At 41.4% G+C, this 17,685-nt stretch carries 25 protein-coding genes; 21 read left to right on the top strand and 4 right to left on the bottom strand.

What is annotated here, in order from left to right; all coding sequences use genetic code 11:
• The first annotated feature begins 13 nt into the window (after positions 1 to 13).
• The 10 genes from rpmD (at position 14) to rplQ (ending at position 5,410) form a co-directional block, all read left to right on the top strand.
• Entirely contained in the window at positions 14 to 196 is a 183-nt protein-coding gene (gene rpmD / locus ACTU7M_RS00385; RefSeq protein WP_443472387.1) for a 50S ribosomal protein L30, read from the top strand.
• A 33-nt stretch (positions 197 to 229) separates the two neighbouring features.
• Positions 230 to 670 (top strand): 50S ribosomal protein L15, encoded by a 441-nt coding sequence (gene rplO, locus ACTU7M_RS00380; protein ID WP_443472386.1) that lies wholly within the window; start codon positions 230 to 232, stop codon positions 668 to 670.
• Positions 670 to 1,965, top strand: coding sequence for a preprotein translocase subunit SecY (secY, locus tag ACTU7M_RS00375; RefSeq protein WP_443472385.1), 1,296 nt, complete (start codon positions 670 to 672; stop codon positions 1,963 to 1,965). The genes rplO and secY overlap by 1 nt, the downstream gene beginning before the upstream one ends.
• A gap of 57 nt (positions 1,966 to 2,022) precedes the next feature.
• Positions 2,023 to 2,673 (top strand): adenylate kinase, encoded by a 651-nt coding sequence (locus ACTU7M_RS00370; protein ID WP_443472384.1) that lies wholly within the window; start codon positions 2,023 to 2,025, stop codon positions 2,671 to 2,673.
• Between the two features lie 139 nt (positions 2,674 to 2,812).
• Complete coding sequence (gene infA / locus ACTU7M_RS00365; protein WP_062470719.1) at positions 2,813 to 3,031, top strand: translation initiation factor IF-1; 219 nt, start codon at positions 2,813 to 2,815, stop codon at positions 3,029 to 3,031.
• 34 nt (positions 3,032 to 3,065) lie between these two features.
• The gene (rpmJ, locus tag ACTU7M_RS00360) at positions 3,066 to 3,179 is read left to right on the top strand and encodes a 50S ribosomal protein L36 (protein ID WP_062470716.1); all 114 of its coding nucleotides are present in this window, start codon (positions 3,066 to 3,068) and stop codon (positions 3,177 to 3,179) included.
• A gap of 20 nt (positions 3,180 to 3,199) precedes the next feature.
• Positions 3,200 to 3,565: a 30S ribosomal protein S13 gene (rpsM, locus tag ACTU7M_RS00355; protein WP_443472383.1), complete on the top strand. Its 366-nt coding sequence runs from the start codon at positions 3,200 to 3,202 to the stop codon at positions 3,563 to 3,565.
• 27 nt (positions 3,566 to 3,592) lie between these two features.
• A complete protein-coding gene (gene rpsK, locus ACTU7M_RS00350; RefSeq protein WP_443472382.1) occupies positions 3,593 to 3,979 on the top strand; it encodes a 30S ribosomal protein S11 in 387 nt (128 codons plus the stop codon).
• Between the two features lie 78 nt (positions 3,980 to 4,057).
• Positions 4,058 to 5,002, top strand: coding sequence for a DNA-directed RNA polymerase subunit alpha (locus ACTU7M_RS00345; protein WP_443472381.1), 945 nt, complete (start codon positions 4,058 to 4,060; stop codon positions 5,000 to 5,002).
• A gap of 27 nt (positions 5,003 to 5,029) precedes the next feature.
• The gene (rplQ, locus tag ACTU7M_RS00340) at positions 5,030 to 5,410 is read left to right on the top strand and encodes a 50S ribosomal protein L17 (protein ID WP_443472380.1); all 381 of its coding nucleotides are present in this window, start codon (positions 5,030 to 5,032) and stop codon (positions 5,408 to 5,410) included.
• A 575-nt stretch (positions 5,411 to 5,985) separates the two neighbouring features.
• Here rplQ and ACTU7M_RS00335 read toward each other — a convergent pair.
• Positions 5,986 to 6,837 carry a nuclease-related domain-containing protein gene (locus ACTU7M_RS00335; RefSeq protein ID WP_443472379.1) on the bottom strand — a complete coding sequence of 284 codons (852 nt, stop codon included), beginning with the start codon at positions 6,835 to 6,837 and terminating at the stop codon, positions 5,986 to 5,988.
• Positions 6,838 to 6,921: 84 nt separating this feature from the next.
• On the opposite strand from ACTU7M_RS00335, the gene ACTU7M_RS00330 reads away from it, so the two are divergent.
• Positions 6,922 to 7,872 carry a ring-cleaving dioxygenase gene (locus ACTU7M_RS00330; RefSeq protein ID WP_443472378.1) on the top strand — a complete coding sequence of 317 codons (951 nt, stop codon included), beginning with the start codon at positions 6,922 to 6,924 and terminating at the stop codon, positions 7,870 to 7,872.
• Positions 7,873 to 7,874: 2 nt separating this feature from the next.
• Here the strand turns inward: ACTU7M_RS00330 and ACTU7M_RS00325 are convergent, their stop codons facing one another.
• Complete coding sequence (locus tag ACTU7M_RS00325; RefSeq protein ID WP_443472377.1) at positions 7,875 to 8,390, bottom strand: GNAT family N-acetyltransferase; 516 nt, start codon at positions 8,388 to 8,390, stop codon at positions 7,875 to 7,877.
• Positions 8,377 to 9,126 carry an alpha/beta hydrolase gene (locus ACTU7M_RS00320; protein WP_443472376.1) on the bottom strand — a complete coding sequence of 250 codons (750 nt, stop codon included), beginning with the start codon at positions 9,124 to 9,126 and terminating at the stop codon, positions 8,377 to 8,379. Before ACTU7M_RS00320 ends, ACTU7M_RS00325 begins: the two co-directional genes overlap by 14 nt.
• Positions 9,127 to 9,298: 172 nt before the next feature.
• Between ACTU7M_RS00320 and ACTU7M_RS00315 the strand changes: the two genes are divergently transcribed.
• The 10 genes from ACTU7M_RS00315 (at position 9,299) to ACTU7M_RS00270 (ending at position 16,903) form a co-directional block, all read left to right on the top strand.
• Positions 9,299 to 10,138: an energy-coupling factor ABC transporter ATP-binding protein gene (locus tag ACTU7M_RS00315; RefSeq protein ID WP_443472375.1), complete on the top strand. Its 840-nt coding sequence runs from the start codon at positions 9,299 to 9,301 to the stop codon at positions 10,136 to 10,138.
• On the top strand, positions 10,114 to 10,989 hold the full coding sequence (locus ACTU7M_RS00310; protein ID WP_443472374.1) for an energy-coupling factor ABC transporter ATP-binding protein: 876 nt from the start codon (positions 10,114 to 10,116) through the stop codon (positions 10,987 to 10,989). Before ACTU7M_RS00315 ends, ACTU7M_RS00310 begins: the two co-directional genes overlap by 25 nt.
• Positions 10,982 to 11,779: an energy-coupling factor transporter transmembrane component T family protein gene (locus ACTU7M_RS00305; RefSeq protein WP_443472373.1), complete on the top strand. Its 798-nt coding sequence runs from the start codon at positions 10,982 to 10,984 to the stop codon at positions 11,777 to 11,779. Before ACTU7M_RS00310 ends, ACTU7M_RS00305 begins: the two co-directional genes overlap by 8 nt.
• Positions 11,780 to 11,802: 23 nt before the next feature.
• Positions 11,803 to 12,585, top strand: a complete 783-nt coding sequence (gene truA, locus ACTU7M_RS00300; RefSeq protein WP_443472372.1) for a tRNA pseudouridine(38-40) synthase TruA — start codon at positions 11,803 to 11,805, stop codon at positions 12,583 to 12,585.
• A gap of 138 nt (positions 12,586 to 12,723) precedes the next feature.
• The gene (gene rplM / locus ACTU7M_RS00295) at positions 12,724 to 13,167 is read left to right on the top strand and encodes a 50S ribosomal protein L13 (protein WP_443472371.1); all 444 of its coding nucleotides are present in this window, start codon (positions 12,724 to 12,726) and stop codon (positions 13,165 to 13,167) included.
• Between the two features lie 13 nt (positions 13,168 to 13,180).
• Positions 13,181 to 13,573, top strand: coding sequence for a 30S ribosomal protein S9 (gene rpsI, locus ACTU7M_RS00290; protein WP_443472370.1), 393 nt, complete (start codon positions 13,181 to 13,183; stop codon positions 13,571 to 13,573).
• A gap of 299 nt (positions 13,574 to 13,872) precedes the next feature.
• On the top strand, positions 13,873 to 13,998 hold the full coding sequence (locus ACTU7M_RS00285) for a hypothetical protein (RefSeq protein ID WP_443472369.1): 126 nt from the start codon (positions 13,873 to 13,875) through the stop codon (positions 13,996 to 13,998).
• A gap of 107 nt (positions 13,999 to 14,105) precedes the next feature.
• Entirely contained in the window at positions 14,106 to 14,585 is a 480-nt protein-coding gene (locus ACTU7M_RS00280) for an SRPBCC domain-containing protein (RefSeq protein ID WP_443472368.1), read from the top strand.
• A 222-nt stretch (positions 14,586 to 14,807) separates the two neighbouring features.
• Positions 14,808 to 16,043: an MFS transporter gene (locus ACTU7M_RS00275; protein ID WP_443472367.1), complete on the top strand. Its 1,236-nt coding sequence runs from the start codon at positions 14,808 to 14,810 to the stop codon at positions 16,041 to 16,043.
• Between the two features lie 89 nt (positions 16,044 to 16,132).
• A complete protein-coding gene (locus ACTU7M_RS00270) occupies positions 16,133 to 16,903 on the top strand; it encodes an HpcH/HpaI aldolase family protein (protein ID WP_443472366.1) in 771 nt (256 codons plus the stop codon).
• Between the two features lie 135 nt (positions 16,904 to 17,038).
• On the opposite strand, the gene ACTU7M_RS00265 is transcribed toward ACTU7M_RS00270, so the two are convergent.
• Positions 17,039 to 17,521, bottom strand: a complete 483-nt coding sequence (locus ACTU7M_RS00265) for a nucleoside deaminase (RefSeq protein ID WP_443472365.1) — start codon at positions 17,519 to 17,521, stop codon at positions 17,039 to 17,041.
• Between the last annotated feature and the right edge of the window lie 164 nt (positions 17,522 to 17,685).

Raw genomic sequence — 17,685 nt, 5'->3', positions numbered from 1 at the left:
GAGGATACACATAATGGCAGAATTAAAGATCACTTTAAAGCGTAGCTTGATTGGACGTCCTCAAAACCAAAAAGATACTGCAAAAGCTTTGGGTTTGACTAAAATCAATAAATCAGTTGTTAAACCAGCTAACGAAGCTATCAACGGTATGGTTAATACAATCAGCCACTTAATTGAAGTAGAAGAAGTTAAATAATAGAATCAAAAATGAAGGAGGTGCCCATTTAATATGAAACTTCATGAATTGCAACCTACAGAAGGTTCTCGTAAAGTACGCAACCGCGTTGGCCGTGGTTCTTCATCCGGTAATGGTAAAACTGCTGGACGTGGACACAAAGGTCAAAAAGCTCGTTCAGGTGGTGGAGTTAGACTAGGTTTTGAAGGTGGACAACAACCATTGTTCCGTCGTATTCCAAAACGTGGTTTCTCAAACATCAACCGTAAAGACTACGCAGTTGTTAACTTGGATACATTGAACCGTTTCGAAGAAGGTACAGAAGTTACACCAGCTTTGCTTGTTGAAAGCGGAGTTGTTCGCAACGAAAAATCCGGCATCAAAGTTCTTGCTAAAGGTGCGGTAGAGAAGAAATTGACTGTTAAAGCTCATAAATTCTCCGAAGCAGCGAAAGAAGCTATTGAAGCTGCAGGTGGAACTGTTGAGGTGATCTAATGTTTAAACTTCTGAAAGAAGCATTTCAGACAAAAGACATTAGAAGCCGAATTTTCTTCACTTTGGCAATGTTGATTGTATTCCGTATCGGAACACACATCACCGTTCCAGGTGTTGACGCGGCAGCCATTCAAAATCTAGCATCAACCGGATTGTTCAGCTTGCTGAACACATTCGGTGGTGGAGCGCTGAGTCAGTATTCGATTTTCGCTTTGGGTGTCTCGCCATATATTACTGCTTCTATCGTAGTTCAACTATTGCAAATGGACATTATTCCGAAATTCACGGAATGGTCCAAGCAAGGGGAAGTCGGTAGAAGAAAGTTGAATCAAGTAACTAAATACTTGGCTGTATTTCTTGCATTCGTGCAATCAATTGGTATTTCGATCGGTTTCAATCAATTGTCCAATTTGGGCTTGATCAGAGACCCGGGAATCACAACTTATCTCATTATCGCTTTGATAATGACTGCTGGTTCAATGTTTGTCATCTTCATTGGTGACTCCATTACGCAGCACGGGATTGGAAATGGGACTTCTCTTATTATCTTTTCCGGTATTGTTGCTCGTATTCCTGCAGATTTGGTGACATTCTACCAAGATCGATTTGCTGATGCAGGAGATAAGCTAACCTCAAACATTATCTTCGCAGTAGCGTTGCTAATCGCAATGGTATTGCTGGTAATTTTTGTTGTGTTTATTCAACAAGCGGAACGCAGAATTCCGATCCAATATTCAAAAAGAGCTACTGGTTCCAATCAAGCGGCGCATTTACCATTAAAGATTAACTCTGCTGGAGTTATTCCGGTAATATTCGCCAGCTCCTTCATGATGACGCCGCAGACAATCCTTGGATTTTTTGCAGCGAACCATAGTGAAGCGACTTGGTATAACGTGTTAAATACATTATTTAACTTCCGTGAGCCAATCGGTGCTGTAATCTATACAATCTTGATTGTAACCTTTACGTATTTCTATGCCTTGATTCAGATTAATCCTGAAAAAATGGCAGAAAATTTACAAAAGTCTGGAGCTTATATCCCAAGTGTGAGACCCGGAAAAGGTACAGAAGATTACATTACGGGTATGCTGATGCGTTTAAGTACAGTTGGTGCTTTGTTCCTCGGCTTGATTGCCCTGTTGCCTATCATTGCTTCGGCATTATGGAATCTCCCAGACTCACTAGCTCTAGGGGGAACAAGCCTTCTCATCGTTGTTGGTACCGCATTGGATACTGCTAAACAAGTTGAAGGTCGAATGGTGAAACGCAATTATCAAGGATTTATTCAAAAGTAAGCTGTATGTGGGGTTTTTCCCCACAAGCATCTTGCGCTTGCATAAGGAGACGAGGACATGAAGAAGAACCTAATTATTACTGGACTTCCCGGTGCTGGAAAAGGAACACAAGCAGAGCGTATTATTGAGAAATATGGGGTTCCCCACATTTCGACTGGTGATATGTTCCGTTCAGCAATCAAAAATGAAACGCAATTAGGACTTGAAGCTAAATCCTTTATGGATAAAGGCGAGTTAGTTCCTGATGAAGTGACAAACGGGATTGTTAAAGAACGTTTGCAAGAAGAAGATACAAAAAATGGCTTTTTACTTGATGGATTTCCAAGAACAATGGACCAAGCTGATGCTTTGGATCAAATTATGACTGACTTAGGTCGTGAGATCGACGCGGTCATTAACATTGATGTGAATCCCGAAGTACTAATGTCTCGTTTGACAGGTCGTATTATTTGCCGTAATTGTGGCGCTACTTATCACAAAGTAAATCATCCACCAAAAGTGGAAGGTGTTTGCGATAAATGCGGCAGTACAGATTTGTACCAAAGAGAAGATGACAAACCTGAAACAGTGGAAAATCGTATTCGCATCAACCAAGAACAATCTGCACCAATATTAGCGTATTACTCTAATAAAGGATTGCTTCACACTGTAGATGGTGAAATTGGAATTGAGAACGTGTTTTCTGAAGTCCAAAACATCATCGATTGATCTGAAAAAAGTACTTGTTTTATATAAGTATTTTCTTTGCAAAAGCTTGTCGTTATGGTATAATGTAGCAGTTAGTGTAAAATAAATGCAAAGACAAGTCATACTCAATCAGGTCAGCAGAATGTGAGGAGGTATATAGATGGCGAAAGATGATGTCATTGAAATTGAAGGAATAGTCGCTGAAACTTTGCCAAACGCAATGTTTAAGGTAGAACTTGAAAACGGCCATATTGTGCTCGCGCATGTATCAGGCAAAATCCGGATGAACTACATCCGCATTCTACCAGGTGATAAAGTAACGGTTGAATTATCACCGTACGATTTAACACGCGGCCGTATCACATATCGTTTCAAATAATGCCACTCCATCATTTAAAAGGAGGAATTTTAGAATGAAAGTTAGAGCATCAGTAAAGCCTATTTGCGAGAAATGTAAAGTCATTCGCAGAAACGGCCGTGTTATGGTGATTTGCGAAAATCCTAAACACAAACAACGCCAAGGATAATAACAAGGAGGTGCCAATTTATGGCTCGTATCGCTGGGGTAGATATTCCGCGTGATAAACGCATCGTTATCTCATTAACTTATATTTTCGGAATCGGTAGTACAACTGCTAAGCAAGTACTTGCATCTGCAGAAGTTTCTGAAGAAACACGTGTACGCGATTTAACAAACGATGAATTAGATCGTATCCGTGCAGAAGTTGACAAATTAAAAATCGAAGGTGACCTACGTCGTGAAGTGAATTTGAACATCAAACGTTTGATGGAAATCGGTTCATACAGAGGAATTCGTCACCGTCGTGGATTGCCTGTTCGTGGTCAAAATACTAAGAACAACGCTCGCACTCGTAAGGGACGCGCAAAAGCAATCGCTGGTAAGAAAAAATAATAATTAAGTGAAGGAGGTTAAAACTTCATGGCTAAAAAAGTATCACGTAAACGTCGTGTGAAAAAGAATATTGAATCCGGAGTAGCACATATCCGTTCTACATTTAATAATACAATTGTTATGATTACTGATGTTCATGGAAATGCTATTTCATGGTCTTCTGCTGGTGCATTAGGTTTTAGAGGTTCTCGTAAATCAACACCTTTTGCTGCTCAAATGGCTGCAGAAGCTGCTGCTAAAGTTTCTATGGAACACGGAATGAAATCTGTTGAAGTTTCAGTTAAAGGTCCTGGTTCAGGACGTGAAGCTGCAATCCGTTCTCTACAAGCAGCTGGTTTGGAAGTTAGCGCAATTCGTGACGTTACTCCTATTCCTCACAATGGATGCCGTCCACCAAAACGTCGTCGGGTATAATTTTTATATCTTGATGTTGTTGTAACGCAATGGCCTCACTAGGATGAACGAACCGTTTTGAAAGGGGTAAATTGACATATGATCGAAATTGAAAAACCAAGAATTGAAACGATTGAGATCAGCGAGGATGCTACATTCGGCAAATTCGTTGTGGAACCACTTGAACGGGGATATGGGACAACGCTTGGTAACTCATTACGTCGTATTCTATTGTCTTCACTTCCAGGTACAGCTGTAACTACACTTCAAATCGATGGTGTACTACACGAATTTTCAGCAATTGAAGGTGTTTTAGAAGACGTTACTCAAATCGTCCTAAACATTAAACAATTGGCTTTGAAATTCTTCTCCGAAGAAGATAAAACAATCGAAATCGATGTGAAAGGTCCTGCAGTCGTAACTGCTGCAGACATCAATCATGATAGTGATGTAGAAGTTTTAAACCCTGATTTATATATTTGTACAGTAGCTGAAGGTGCACATTTCCACGTGCGCATGGACGCAAAGAACGGCCGCGGTTACGTTCGCTCTGAACACAACAAAACGGAAAATATGCCAATTGGTGTTATTCCAGTCGATTCGATTTTCACTCCTGTTAACAAAGTTAACTACCAAGTTGAAAATACACGTATCGGTCAAAAAAATATATATGACAAATTAACATTGGATGTTTGGACAGATGGTTCTGTCAGTCCGGAAGAAGCAGTCAGCTTGGCAGCTAAAATCCTTACTGAACATTTGAACATTTTCGTTAACCTGACTGACGAAGCTCGCAAGGCTGAAGTTATGGTTGAAAAAGAGGAAACTCAAAAAGAGAAAATGCTTGAAATGACAATCGAAGAACTTGATCTTTCTGTTCGTTCATACAACTGTTTGAAACGCGCAGGAATCAACACAATCCAAGAACTGACTGAAAAGTCAGAAGCAGAAATGATAAAAGTACGTAATCTGGGACGTAAATCTCTAGAGGAAGTTAAAAACAAACTTTCTGACCTAGAGCTATCCTTACGTCAAGATGACTAGTACTGCAACAAAGGAGGATTACCAGAAATGGCTTATCGTAAATTAGGACGTTCAAGTTCACAAAGAAAAGCTATGCTCCGCGATTTGACTACTGACCTAATCATTAACGAACGTATCGTGACAACTGAAGCTCGCGCTAAAGAAATCCGTAAAACGACTGAGAAAATGATTACACTAGGAAAACGTGGCGACTTAGCAGCACGCCGTTTGGCAGCAGAATATGTTCGTAACGAAGTAGCAGATGTACGTGAAGATGGCGAAGCAATCGTTGTTGAAACTGCATTGCAAAAACTTTTCAGTGGCTTGGCTGAGCGTTATGCTGAACGTCAAGGTGGATACACTCGTATTCTTAAAACAGAACCACGCCGCGGTGACGCAGCTCCAATGGTTATCATTGAATTAGTTTAATTAACAACCATTTTCAGATGAAAAGAGCGCTATGATGGTTGTTTCTCCCGCAAGGTAGAGAAACTAGTCTAGCTCGTGGACCCTTACGGAAATTTCCGATTTCCGTAAGCGGCTCACCATTTGTTTATGCGAAGAGATGAACACTGAAGTTCAGCTCTATTTTTTTTTCTAAGCACCAAATACCGTTCAAATAGGTTTCATTTAAGAGGCGTAGGCCTCTTTTTTTTGTGTTTAATTAGGGTTCTTGGTTATCTGGTGTTGGTGAAGGAAATGCCTTTCGGCTAGCGTGTTTGCTTGTGTACTGCCGTGGGACCGCCCTGAGCCTGTAGTCTCCGGGCTTGCATCCTTGACCCGGCCACAAGAACCCCACCGTCCTGCGGGATTTCCGAGAAGAATACCTACCAATACCATAAATAATAGAACCTTAATGAGAGACAGGGTGATTACTCAGACGCATTTTCCGGTCTGAGTAATCACTTTTTCCATCAAAGTGATTACTCAGCGAAAAATATCGACTTGAGTAATCGTTTTTCAACCTAATGTGATTACTCAAGAAGGAAATTCAATCTGAGTAATCACTTGCGTAATATTTTTCTACAATGAGAAGGCGAAATTGTCCCATCGCACCACTTCGAAAGAGTGAAACCTGATAATACCTGATCGGGAAACAACAGTTTAAACTCATCGATTGCCGACTTAATTGCTGTGCGGTTCCTCCCTTTATAATTGCATGATTGACAATGATAGATGCGTTGCGAAAATCGAACCGCTAGTTCCCCACACTGCTCACACCGCAAACCCTTCCTCAGCGCTTCGAAACTATACTCTGGAATCATTTTTGTAAACGGTGGGGGATCCATCGTCCTTTTAGGTAATACTTGTGCCAAATTAGCTAACTGCTCTGAAATGGGATATTGATAGCTATTCAACTTCGCCAAATGATCAGAGATCTGGGTAGGTAACACCACATTCCGATTATCTGGTGCTTGCAATAACGTAAAACTCTTTCCGATGTGAAGGACGACTGCTTCAACCGTTATATGGGAATAGCCCATTTCACGCAACAAACTTTTGAAGTTGTTTTTCGTCCGTGCTAATTGGATCAACGGATTGGACCTTTCCATATTGCCTTGTCGATAAACTTCTTCACCATAAATCCACACACCCGAATAATTCTTAACTTCATAAACGATAATCGAATTTCCAATCAACAGCAGAAAGTCAATCTGTATTGAACCCGAGAATTTTGGTTCAAAATACAAATCATGTAATAGTAAATGTGGAGACTTCAATGACTCCATCAATACCCCAAACTCACATTCACCTTCGTAACCATTCCGCATATTCTGCAAATATATAACGCATTCTTTATCAAGCACCATCCGATCAGCCAAAGCTTCCATCATTCTCAACGTTATAGGTTTCATTTGGAAACCTCCTCTCACATATATATACGCAAAAAATCCTTAAAAGCTTTAAATATGTTAAAATTATTTTTAAGGAGTGATTCTATGACACAAATCTTGGGACATCATCACATTTCGATGCGAACCAAATCAGGAGACGATAATACGCGTTTTTACCGGGATATCCTTGGTTTAAAACGCGTCAAAGTCAGCGTAAACCAAAACGATCCCTATCAATACCACCTGTTTTACGGTGATAATACCGGAAGTCCAGGTTTCGACCTGACCTTTTTTGAAAACCAGCGTCTAGGGAATACCAAACGAGGAACGAATGCCATTACGACTGTGGGTCTACTACTTGATAGCGAAGACAGCTTCCCGTATTGGCAGAAACGACTAACCGATTACAAAATTAAATACGAGGTAGGCACTTACGCAAAATATCCGGCTATTCTATTTCAGGACAACGACACGGTCCAATTGGCACTTATTGCCAGCAACGGGACACATGCACCATTTTTCGAACCATGGCCAGATTCACCGATTCCATTGAATCAACAAATCAAAGGGATGGGGCCTGTTGAATTTGTCGTCCGTGATTTAGCTGAATCCAAAAAAACACTCGTAGACCTTTTCAACTATCATGAAGTTTACAACAACGGCAAAGAAGCCCTCTACCAAGCCGTAGAAGGCGACCAAACGGGTGAAATTCTCGTTACGGAAAAAGAAGGGCCAAAAGAACGTCCCGGGCGTGGCAGCACCCACCACCTTGCCATTCGCGTAGCGGACCATGAAGCTTTAAATGAGTGGCATGAAAAAATAACCCAACACGGCTACGAAGTCGTCGCACGACACGATCGCTATTACTTCGAAAGTTTATATTTCCGGGACCATAACGACATCATGTTCGAATTGGCAACTGATGGTCCGGGCTTTACCGTCGACCAAAAACCGGAGGAATTAGGTACAATCCTCGATTTACCGCCGTTTCTTGAACCACAACGCGATGAAATAATGGGGAAATTAAACCCACTTAAAGGCATAAAAGAAGACTAGGATTAATCTCCTAGTCTTTTTGTCATCACGAAATCGGTTTGTTCGTCATCACCCATGAAAAATGAATGCGCACCGGTCTGTTCGAATCCCAATGATTTATAAAAAGCCAATGCCTTATCATTATGTTCCCAAACACCTAACCAAATTGCTTGTTTATTCAACTCACGTGCTGTTTCAATAGCGAAATCAATCAACTTTTTTCCTAAACCACGGCGCTTGAATGCTGTCCGCACATAAATGCGTTCAACTTCAAGAGACTCAGCTCCCATTTCCTCAGTCTGGGCTAAACCTGTATTCAACTTCAAGTATCCAGCCAGATTTCCATCCATATAAATAAAATAGAAAAAAGAGTTTGGATTTTTTAATTCCGTCAACAACTGTTCCTTGTTGTACGCGCGATCTAAATAGGTTTTTAAATCTTCTGGGGTATTGTCCGCCGCAAACGTATCAGAAAACGTCTCGATGCTAATTTCTCGGAGTGCTTCTAAATCCTTTAATTCACATTTATGCATTATCATTTTTTATCCCATCCATCCATTTAAATAATTCCACCAATTCACCGTCCCAAAAATCCCAATTGTGAGTGCCGGGTCGTTCCTTGTATACTAAATCAAAAGGCTCCAGCAACTTTTTAAACAATCGGTTATTTTCTATCAAAAAATCTTCGGTCCCACATGATTGGTAAAAAGATGGCAAAACGTCCTCAGGTGAGAGCTTCTCAATTAAAGCAACTAAGTCATCATCGGAGCCCCGTAAAGCCTCCAAGGACCCAAAAGAGAGCGTGAAGGTTTGATTGCGGTTGGTGTCGGCTTCCCATAGTGAAACAATATCCACTGCACCTGAAAAAGAGGCCGCACCGCGGAAACGTTCCGGATGACGTAGACCTAATTTAAACGCCCCATAGCCACCCATCGACAAGCCCGCCACAAAATTTTCTTCCCGTTTATCTGACAAACGAAACATGTGATGTAACTTCTGGGGAAATTCCTCACTGATAAATGTCCAGTAATTTCCGCCAGACACCATATCAGTATAAAAACTCAAATGTACTTGTGGCATGAATACCGCCAGATTACGCTCCCCTAAATATCGTGTCAATCCTGTGTTATAAAGCCAAGCATGTTGATCATCAGAATGACCATGTAACAGATAAAGAACCTCATAAGGTCCCTTGATTCCTTCCGGTAAAACGGCTGTGTATCCAACCTTAATCCCCAGAGCATCCGACCACATCGTTCCATTCACGACGCCCATTCTCATTCCTCCATTTCCTAAAAAAGTGTCAAGACACCTAATGCAATTTCACTCTATTTCAAGTATACTAGATAAGTGACAAAATCATTGTCAACCATGCACTTTTATATATTAAAATATTTGATTATCATATAATAAGCTTAAGTGAAGTTCGAAGGAAGTAGGGTTATTTATGGAAGAAATGGTTCAATTAAAAAACATCTCATTTACATATTCTGAAGATGACATCCGCCCAGCCCTTAATGACGTTTCGCTTTCAATCAACAAAGGAGAATGGATTGCCGTTATTGGCCCAAATGGTTCAGGGAAATCCACACTTGCTAAAACCATCAATGGTTTGATTGAAGCAGATGCAGGGGAAGTTATCATCGGTGGCACAAAATTAACTGAAGAAACAGTATGGGATGTCCGTCGCAAAGTCGGTATGGTTTTCCAAAATCCGGACAACCAGTTTGTTGGTTCAACCGTTCAGGACGACGTGGCATTTGGTTTGGAAAACATTGGTGTTCCGCGTGAGGAAATGCATGAACGTGTGGCTAGTGCCGTCAAAGCCGTTAACATGCACGATTTCATGGATAAGGAACCCGCACGTCTATCGGGTGGTCAAAAACAACGGGTTGCGATTGCCGGGATCATTGCCTTGGCTCCAGGTATCATTATTTTGGATGAAGCGACAACGATGCTGGATCCGAAAGGCCGGAAAGAAGTAATCGAAACAATCCGCCAATTGAAAAAAGAACGCGATTTAACTGTTATTTCCATCACGCATGACATTGACGAGGCGGCACAAGCAAACCGCATTTTCGTAATGCAGGCCGGGGAACTGAAACGCATCGGAACACCCGAAGAAATTTTCTCCGTCGGTGCAGAAATCATCGATATGGGCTTGGATATCCCGTTCCCTGAAAAATTGAAGTTCCAGTTATCTCGTCAAGGACTGGAAGTTCCAGCCGAATACTTAACCGAAGAAAGGATGGTGGAATGGCTATGGACATTATTCTCAAAGATGTAGGGTATTCATACGGAGCCGGCACACCATTCGAAAGCCGGGCCCTCTATGATGTCAACCTGGCTATTCCGGAAGGCAGCTACACGGCTCTAATCGGCCATACCGGCAGCGGTAAATCAACCGTTACCCAACACTTGAATGCCTTGTTGAAACCGACCACGGGGACCGTAACCATCGGCGACCGTGTCATTGACAACAAAACCAACAATAAAAATCTTAAATTCATCCGTAAAAAAGTGGGGATTGTTTTCCAATTTCCGGAATCACAGTTGTTTGAAGAAACAATTGCTAAAGACATCGCTTTTGGACCGATGAACTTCGGTGTTTCAGAAGAAGAAGCGCTCGCTTTGGCCAAAGAAACATTACCGCTAGTCGGCCTGGATGAAACATTCATGGACCGCTCACCGTTCGATTTATCCGGAGGGCAGATGCGCCGGGTTGCGATTGCGGGTGTGTTGGCAATGAAACCCGAAGTCTTGATTCTAGATGAACCGACAGCCGGACTTGATCCAGCAGGACGTCGCGAAATCATGACCATGTTTAATAACTTACACGAACAACAGGGGATTTCCATCGTTTTGGTTACGCACCAAATGGATGATGTGGCAACTTATGCAGACCACGTCATCATTATGGAAAAAGGAACGGTTGTGAAAATGGGATCACCGGCAGAAATTTTCCTTGATGCAGAATGGCTACAAGAAAAACAACTGGGTCTACCAGCATCCCTGCAATTTCTACAGGAATTTTCACAAAAAACAGGCATCGACTTTGGTGACGAGCGTCCGCTTGGTACCTCACGTTTAGCTGCTGCAATCATTCAAAAGCTGAAAGAAGGTGGCTTGGATGCTTGAGAAATTACTGTTCGGTCGTTACATTCAAGGTGATTCCTTCATCCATAAAATGGATCCGCGTGCTAAATTGATTGGTGCCTTTTACTTTATCGTCATTATCTTTTTGGCAAATAACTGGTGGACCTATTTGGCAATGACACTCTTTACCATCTTGTGTGTTTACTTGTCCGATATTCCATTGAAAGTATTTATTAACGGGGTTAAACCACTGATTTGGTTGATTTCATTCACTGTGATTTTACAAATTTTATTTACAACAGGTGGGGAAACCTACTTCAGTTTTGGGATCATTCGTGTGACCTCATTTGGATTAATCAATGGGGCCTTTATCTTCATGCGTTTTGTCTTGATCATTTTTATGTCGACGTTATTGACGTTGACGACGATGCCGTTATCTTTGACGGATGCCATTGAGTCCTTGTTGGGACCTTTGAAACGCTTCAAAGTACCCGTCCATGAATTGGCTTTGATGCTATCCATTGCTTTACGTTTTGTACCAACGTTGATGGATGAAGCTTCCAAAATCATGAATGCACAACGTGCGCGTGGGGTCGACTTTGGTGAGGGAAATATCATTCAGCAAATGAAGGCTGTCACACCGATTCTGGTCCCGTTGTTTGTAAGTTCCTTTAACCGTGCCGATGAACTGGCAAATGCCATGGAAGCACGTGGGTATCAAGGGGGCGAGGGGCGGACGAAGTATCGGGAATTGAACTGGCAAGCACGCGATACCATCGCGATGGTTACATTTCTGGCTTTAACGCTGCTTTTGATTTTCCTAAGAAATTAATAATTTGAAAGGGTAGGTGGATAATGCTTACACAACGCTATAAATGCATTGTCCAGTATGACGGGACGAATTACGTCGGCTACCAAGTGCAAACAAACGGCAACAGTATTCAAAAGGAACTTGAAAAAGCTTTGAAAAAGATGATGAAAGGCCAGACCATCAAAATCGATGCGTCTGGCCGAACTGATTCCGGCGTCCATGCTCTGGGCCAGGTGATTCACTTCAACTTGCCGATTCAGATTAAGCCCGAATCATTGCGATTGGCCCTGAACAGTATGTTACCGGCTGATATTTCCATCAAACAGGTAGAGAAAGTTTCTGATGATTTCCACGCCCGCTATTCGGCGGTGGGGAAGAAATATGTGTACCGGGTGGATTTGAACCGCTTTGCGGATCCCTTTAAACGGTTCTACACGTTGCATCATCCTTACCGAATGAACTTGGTTGCTCTGAAAGAGTCCTTAGATAAGTTAATCGGGGAACACGATTTTACCAGTTTTTGTTCCACCAAAACGGATAAAGAAAACTTAGTGCGGACCGTGTATGTCGCGAAATATGAGATAGACGAAGCAGCGAATGAGCTCGTGTTTACCTTTATCGGAAACGGTTTTTTATACAACCAGATTCGTATTTTCGTCGGGACCTGTTTACAGATTGCGGATGGTTTGAAAAAGCCGGAAGAAATCGATCGCCTGCTTGAAGTAAAGGATCGTAACGAAGCTGGTCCGACCGCATCAGGTAAAGGTTTGTACTTAGTAGATGTCTATTACGACAACACATTCAAAGAAAAATTTGACCGCTTATAAAAAGCGGTTATTTTTTTCAAAAAAATTTGACAAACGCTCGGGGGTGTTGTATTATATAAGACGGTATTGTTTGCCCCACAAGAGCCCCGGAAACTCAGATGGATCAAACATTCAGATAAGAATATGGAGGAAAAGAACGTGCGTACAACATACATGGCTAAAACCAACGAAATCGAACGCAAATGGTACGTTATCGATGCAACAGATGTTCCTATGGGACGTATTTCATCAATCGCTGCATCAATCTTGCGTGGAAAAAACAAACCAACTTACACACCACATGTGGATACTGGTGACTTCGTTATTATTATTAATGCAGACAAAGTTAAATTGACAGGTAAAAAAGCATCAGACAAAATCTATTCTCGCCACTCAGGCTATATCGGTGGTCTAAAACAGGTTACTGCTGGAGAATTGCGTGCTAAGAACTCTCGTCGTCTAATGGAATACTCAATCAAAGGTATGCTTCCAAAAGGTGCACTAGGTTCTGACCAATTCAGAAAACTACATGTTTACGGTGAAGCAACTCACCCACATGCAGCTCAAAAACCAGAAGTTTTAGATATCACTAACCTAATTTAAGGAGGGAATAACATTGGCACAAGCACAATATATCGGCACTGGTCGCCGTAAAAACTCAACTGCTCGCGTACGTTTAGTACCCGGAACAGGTAAAATTGTCTTCAACAAGAAAGACATGGAAGATTACATTCCATTCCCTTACTTGTACGAAGTAATCAAACAACCATTGAACATTACAGACACTCTAGGAAGCTATGACATCTACGTTAACGTTAACGGCGGTGGCTTCACTGGACAAGCTGGAGCAGCTCGTCACGGAATTTCTCGCGCTCTACTTTCAGTAGACCCAGATTTCCGCGCACCTCTAAAAGCTGCTGGACTTCTTACTCGTGACCCTCGTATGGTTGAACGTAAGAAACCAGGTTTGAAGAAAGCGCGTAAAGCAGCTCAATTCTCAAAACGTTAATATATTACATATCAATGTTTCAGGACACTTCTCACTTATATGGGAAGTGTCTTTTTTTGAATAACAGTTCCTTGCACACTGATACAAACCAGAAAATAATGGTTTTATAAAAATGGACATAATTTTTCTCTAAAAAGATAGTTATGTCCGTTTCAATTAAAATGTGGACATAACTATTTAGACTACCTCAAGTTATGACCATTCGGGATAATTTTTGGACATAACTTCAAATAACCAGAACTGTTATGTCCAATACCCGATAAGCTCCTCGACAAGTAAAGTAGAAAGAAGGTAAGAAGATGAATGCAAAAGAAAAAATGATGGAAATCATCAAAAACAAACAATCAGGCGGAAAATCCGACCAAAAAACAGTCGCAAAAAACGACGGTAAGTTTATGCGTCCGAGACCCGTATTGCATAAGTAGCAGAGAGTAAAGACGTTTTCCAGTTGGGAGATGTCTTTTTTTTATTGCGGTGGTGGTATACTTAAAGCGATAAAACCATTACTTTCATCCTGAAAGGGGAGTTTATGATGGAAAATCAAACTCAGGGAAGAATCGACACTGTCTTAAAAGTTATTACTGCCGCACCGCATATTCTCTATGAAGCCTATATGAATCCAAATGCGTTAGTACAGTGGTTACCACCTGAAGGCATGACGGGCGAAATATGCCGTTTTGAGCCACATGTTGGGGGGAGGTATGAACTTACCCTCACTTACAACGAAAAAGACACCAACGCTGGAAAAACGACGACTGACACTGATACAATTCGTGGGACATTCTTGGAGTTGATTCCAAATCAGAAAATCGCAGAGGCGGGCATTTTTGATTCCGAGGATGCTTCTTTTGCCGGAGAAATGATCATGATTTGGTATTTCGAAGAAGTATTGGAAGGAACAAAAGTGACGATTATTGCGGAAAACGTACCCGAAGGAATCCGTAAGAGCGATCATATTGATGGATTAAGCTCCACCTTAGAAAATCTTGCGAATTTTGTAGAAACGAGATAGTACTAGAGAGACATCAAACCAGATGTCTCTCTTTTTTTTTGAAAAATTATCATCAAAAACACCTTTACAGTCAATTATAAACTAAACAGCACATCGGTAGTCATGGTTATGAAAGCGGTTAAAATATATAATTGAGATAGTATGGTGAGATGCACACAACAATTGGAAAGAGGACATAAATTTAAACGGTTTTTTTCGATATCATGTATAGAGGTGGACACAGTGAATAAAAAAAATAATAGTAAAAAACACTGGCTCGTAGTTGCGATATTGTGTGGTTTAATCGCCAGTTTTAGTATTCCCATAAACTTGGGTGGGGTATTTTTATCCCCGGTGGCAATCGATCTTGGGTTTCAACGCGGTGATTTCTCGCTGCATACAACGCTCACGTTATTTATTTCCGCTATTGTCGCTTTATATGTTCCGAGATTAATGGAAAAGTATCATTTTAAGTATCTATTGATAGCAGCAGCGCTGTTGACGAGTGTTCCGAATATCATGATGGGATTGTCCCATCACTTATGGCAGTTTAATTTATGGGGCAGTATCAGAGGCGTCGGGGCCGGACTTATTTCGATGGTTCCCATTGCCATTGTCATCAATCATTGGTTTCACAAGCATCATGGGTTGGTGACGAGTGTCATAGTAAGTTTTACTGGCTTATCAGGTGCCTTGCTCACGCCTATTTTTGCTGGCTTGATTGGACAAGTGGGTTGGCGATATAGTTATTTTATATCAGGTGCTTTGATTATTTTGCTGTTACTTCCTGGAATCATTATACCGTTTGCTGTAGAGCCACAGTCTGAAGGGTTATTGCCGTTCGGTGCCGGAGAAGTGATCCAAACGAACAAGTTTAAGGAAAAGGTTCAGGTATCGGAAAAAACCTTTAGTAAGCACCTGTTCTTGTCGATTATGGTAGTAGCAGTCGCGCATACTTCGGTTGGCGGGATTGTCCAGCATTTCCCAAGCTTCTCGGAAGCAAATGGGTATAGTGCCGGGATAGGGGCAATGATGTTGTCAGGGACGATGATAGGCAGCATCCTTTTCAAAATGATGATCGGGGCAATAAGTGACCGGTTAAACCCAACAGTGGCAAACCTCATCATGCTTGTGATCAATTCCTTTGCGGTGGGGATCGTGTTGACCACCCCAAGTCCTTCGTTTTTGATACTGGGGGCATTTTTATATGGTTCTGCTTTTGCGATTCCTGCTGTAGGGATAACACTCTTGGCAAAGGAGCAGTTGGGAAATCACTATTTCAATAAATTTTTCCCATTAATTTCTTTTGGCGTTTCGACTAGTGGCGCAGCATCGATATCTTTAATAGGATATTTGTTTGATTTTGCAGGGTCCTATTCACCTGCGTTACTATTGACCCTGGTGGTAAACGTATTTAATATCTCTTTATTAACCTTAATGACCCGAAAAGCTAAAAAAGAAATATCGGAAGCTATCTAAAATATTTTGTTAAGTTCCCCTCCGTGCAACACCAAGGTGAAAATAACAGATTATTATGGTATCGTTTTCACAGAGGGAGAGGTGTAGGGATGTTACAGAATAATATGATTTCAAAGCTTAAAAATGATGAAAAGTTGCTGGGTACTTTTGTGGAAACGAATGACACCTTGATTATTGAGGCACTGAGCGTGGCAGGTTTTGATTATTTTATTGTCGATTTAGAGCATAGTACAACTCCCATAAGTTCGTTGAAAGAACTGGTTCAAACGGCCGATTATCGTAATATCACACCGCTTTTAAGAATATCGGATATCTCACGGGAAAATATCTTGCGTGCGCTTGATATCGGAATTCAGGGTTTGGTGATTCCGAATGTGCGGTCAGTGGAAGAAGTGAGGCGGATTGTAAATTGGGGCAAGTATCCGCCGCTGGGACAGCGGGGGTTTTTCACATCACGCTTGACGGATTTTGGGTTTGATGAAAGAGTGAAAGACATTGAGACGTTATTTGCGGACATGAACGAAAATACGTTGATTATCCCACAGTGTGAAACGGTGGAGTCGCTTGAAAACATCGAGGAAATTGTGGCAATGGAGGGCGTGGCAGGAATATTCTTGGGGCCTTATGATCTATCGATTGCAATGGGAATTCCGACACAATTTGATCATCCGAAATTTTTGGAGGCGGTCGAACGCATCCAAAAAGCGGTAAACGACAATGGAAAGTTTATCATCACCTTCAGTATGGATGTGGAAGATACGAAGCAGTACTATCAAAAAGGCTTCCACGCGGTTACTTTCGGCATGGACACGAACCTGATGATAAATGCAGGCAGAAAGCTGATTGAAGAAGTTAAATAAGACGATGCGGGCAATCCGCATCGTCTTTATTTTTGCCCATAAAGGGTAAAGTAGATTTCTGAAAAACAAATTTTACTTGAGACTTATCGGAAAAACAATCAAGTAGAACAGCCAAATCATCATTTTACTTGAGACTTATCGTTTTTTTGCATGCAATTTGTGATGCATACCCTTAATCTTTTCTGCCAGCTCCGGAACGGGGCCATCCACTACTGCATTGCGGATAATTTCCTGAACAGATAAGTTATAAACCGGTGAGGGTGGCAGACCCAGCTCCTTATGCCATTGTACGAGTTGTTGGGATGAACTGGCATAAACAATCCGGCCTAAACCGACCCACCCGTGAGCTGCCGCACACATGGGACAATGTTCTCCGGATGTATAGACTGTAGCTTTTTGACGTTCTTCGGAAGAAAGATTTTGGGCTGCCCAACGTGCAATTGCAAATTCTGGGTGTTGGGTATGGTCACCACCTGCGACATGATTGTGATCTTCAAACAAAATTTCTCCATTCTCACTAACCAATACTGAGCCAAAAGGTTCGTCCCCTTTATCCAAAGCTTCTTGCGCTAATTCCAAACAGCGTGTTAAATACTTTAAATCATTATCACTAATCATTTGGTATCCACCACCTTTTAAAGCTATTGTAGCAAATAGAAAATAAATAATAAAATTAAGTGTTGCAATATTTGATGTGTTAAGTATAATAAAAACATGGAACTTGACATGTTAACATATCAAGTCTAAAAAGGTATTAAAGAACCCACAAAGGTTTCCAAACA

Source organism: Jeotgalibaca sp. A122 (assembly GCF_052266715.1).
GTDB lineage: Bacteria > Bacillota > Bacilli > Lactobacillales > Aerococcaceae > Jeotgalibaca.
This window is presented reverse-complemented; position numbering and strand designations above follow the sequence as displayed.

Excerpts from the sequence above, each read along its gene's own strand:
- ACTU7M_RS00280 (WP_443472368.1), top strand. The coding sequence starts at position 14,106 with ATGGAAAATCAAACTCAGGGAAGAATCGACACTGTCTTAAAAGTTATT.
- ACTU7M_RS00310 (WP_443472374.1), top strand. The coding sequence starts at position 10,114 with ATGGACATTATTCTCAAAGATGTAGGGTATTCATACGGAGCCGGCACA.
- rpmJ (WP_062470716.1), top strand. The coding sequence starts at position 3,066 with ATGAAAGTTAGAGCATCAGTAAAGCCTATTTGCGAGAAATGTAAAGTC.
- rpsM (WP_443472383.1), top strand. The coding sequence starts at position 3,200 with ATGGCTCGTATCGCTGGGGTAGATATTCCGCGTGATAAACGCATCGTT.
- ACTU7M_RS00265 (WP_443472365.1), bottom strand. The coding sequence starts at position 17,521 with ATGATTAGTGATAATGATTTAAAGTATTTAACACGCTGTTTGGAATTA.
- rplO (WP_443472386.1), top strand. The coding sequence starts at position 230 with ATGAAACTTCATGAATTGCAACCTACAGAAGGTTCTCGTAAAGTACGC.
- ACTU7M_RS00270 (WP_443472366.1), top strand. The coding sequence starts at position 16,133 with ATGTTACAGAATAATATGATTTCAAAGCTTAAAAATGATGAAAAGTTG.
- secY (WP_443472385.1), top strand. The coding sequence starts at position 670 with ATGTTTAAACTTCTGAAAGAAGCATTTCAGACAAAAGACATTAGAAGC.
- ACTU7M_RS00315 (WP_443472375.1), top strand. The coding sequence starts at position 9,299 with ATGGAAGAAATGGTTCAATTAAAAAACATCTCATTTACATATTCTGAA.
- ACTU7M_RS00305 (WP_443472373.1), top strand. The coding sequence starts at position 10,982 with ATGCTTGAGAAATTACTGTTCGGTCGTTACATTCAAGGTGATTCCTTC.
- rpmD (WP_443472387.1), top strand. The coding sequence starts at position 14 with ATGGCAGAATTAAAGATCACTTTAAAGCGTAGCTTGATTGGACGTCCT.
- rplQ (WP_443472380.1), top strand. The coding sequence starts at position 5,030 with ATGGCTTATCGTAAATTAGGACGTTCAAGTTCACAAAGAAAAGCTATG.
- ACTU7M_RS00345 (WP_443472381.1), top strand. The coding sequence starts at position 4,058 with ATGATCGAAATTGAAAAACCAAGAATTGAAACGATTGAGATCAGCGAG.
- ACTU7M_RS00335 (WP_443472379.1), bottom strand. The coding sequence starts at position 6,837 with ATGAAACCTATAACGTTGAGAATGATGGAAGCTTTGGCTGATCGGATG.
- ACTU7M_RS00320 (WP_443472376.1), bottom strand. The coding sequence starts at position 9,126 with ATGGGCGTCGTGAATGGAACGATGTGGTCGGATGCTCTGGGGATTAAG.
- ACTU7M_RS00325 (WP_443472377.1), bottom strand. The coding sequence starts at position 8,390 with ATGATAATGCATAAATGTGAATTAAAGGATTTAGAAGCACTCCGAGAA.
- ACTU7M_RS00370 (WP_443472384.1), top strand. The coding sequence starts at position 2,023 with ATGAAGAAGAACCTAATTATTACTGGACTTCCCGGTGCTGGAAAAGGA.
- ACTU7M_RS00285 (WP_443472369.1), top strand. The coding sequence starts at position 13,873 with ATGAATGCAAAAGAAAAAATGATGGAAATCATCAAAAACAAACAATCA.
- ACTU7M_RS00330 (WP_443472378.1), top strand. The coding sequence starts at position 6,922 with ATGACACAAATCTTGGGACATCATCACATTTCGATGCGAACCAAATCA.
- infA (WP_062470719.1), top strand. The coding sequence starts at position 2,813 with ATGGCGAAAGATGATGTCATTGAAATTGAAGGAATAGTCGCTGAAACT.
- rpsK (WP_443472382.1), top strand. The coding sequence starts at position 3,593 with ATGGCTAAAAAAGTATCACGTAAACGTCGTGTGAAAAAGAATATTGAA.
- truA (WP_443472372.1), top strand. The coding sequence starts at position 11,803 with ATGCTTACACAACGCTATAAATGCATTGTCCAGTATGACGGGACGAAT.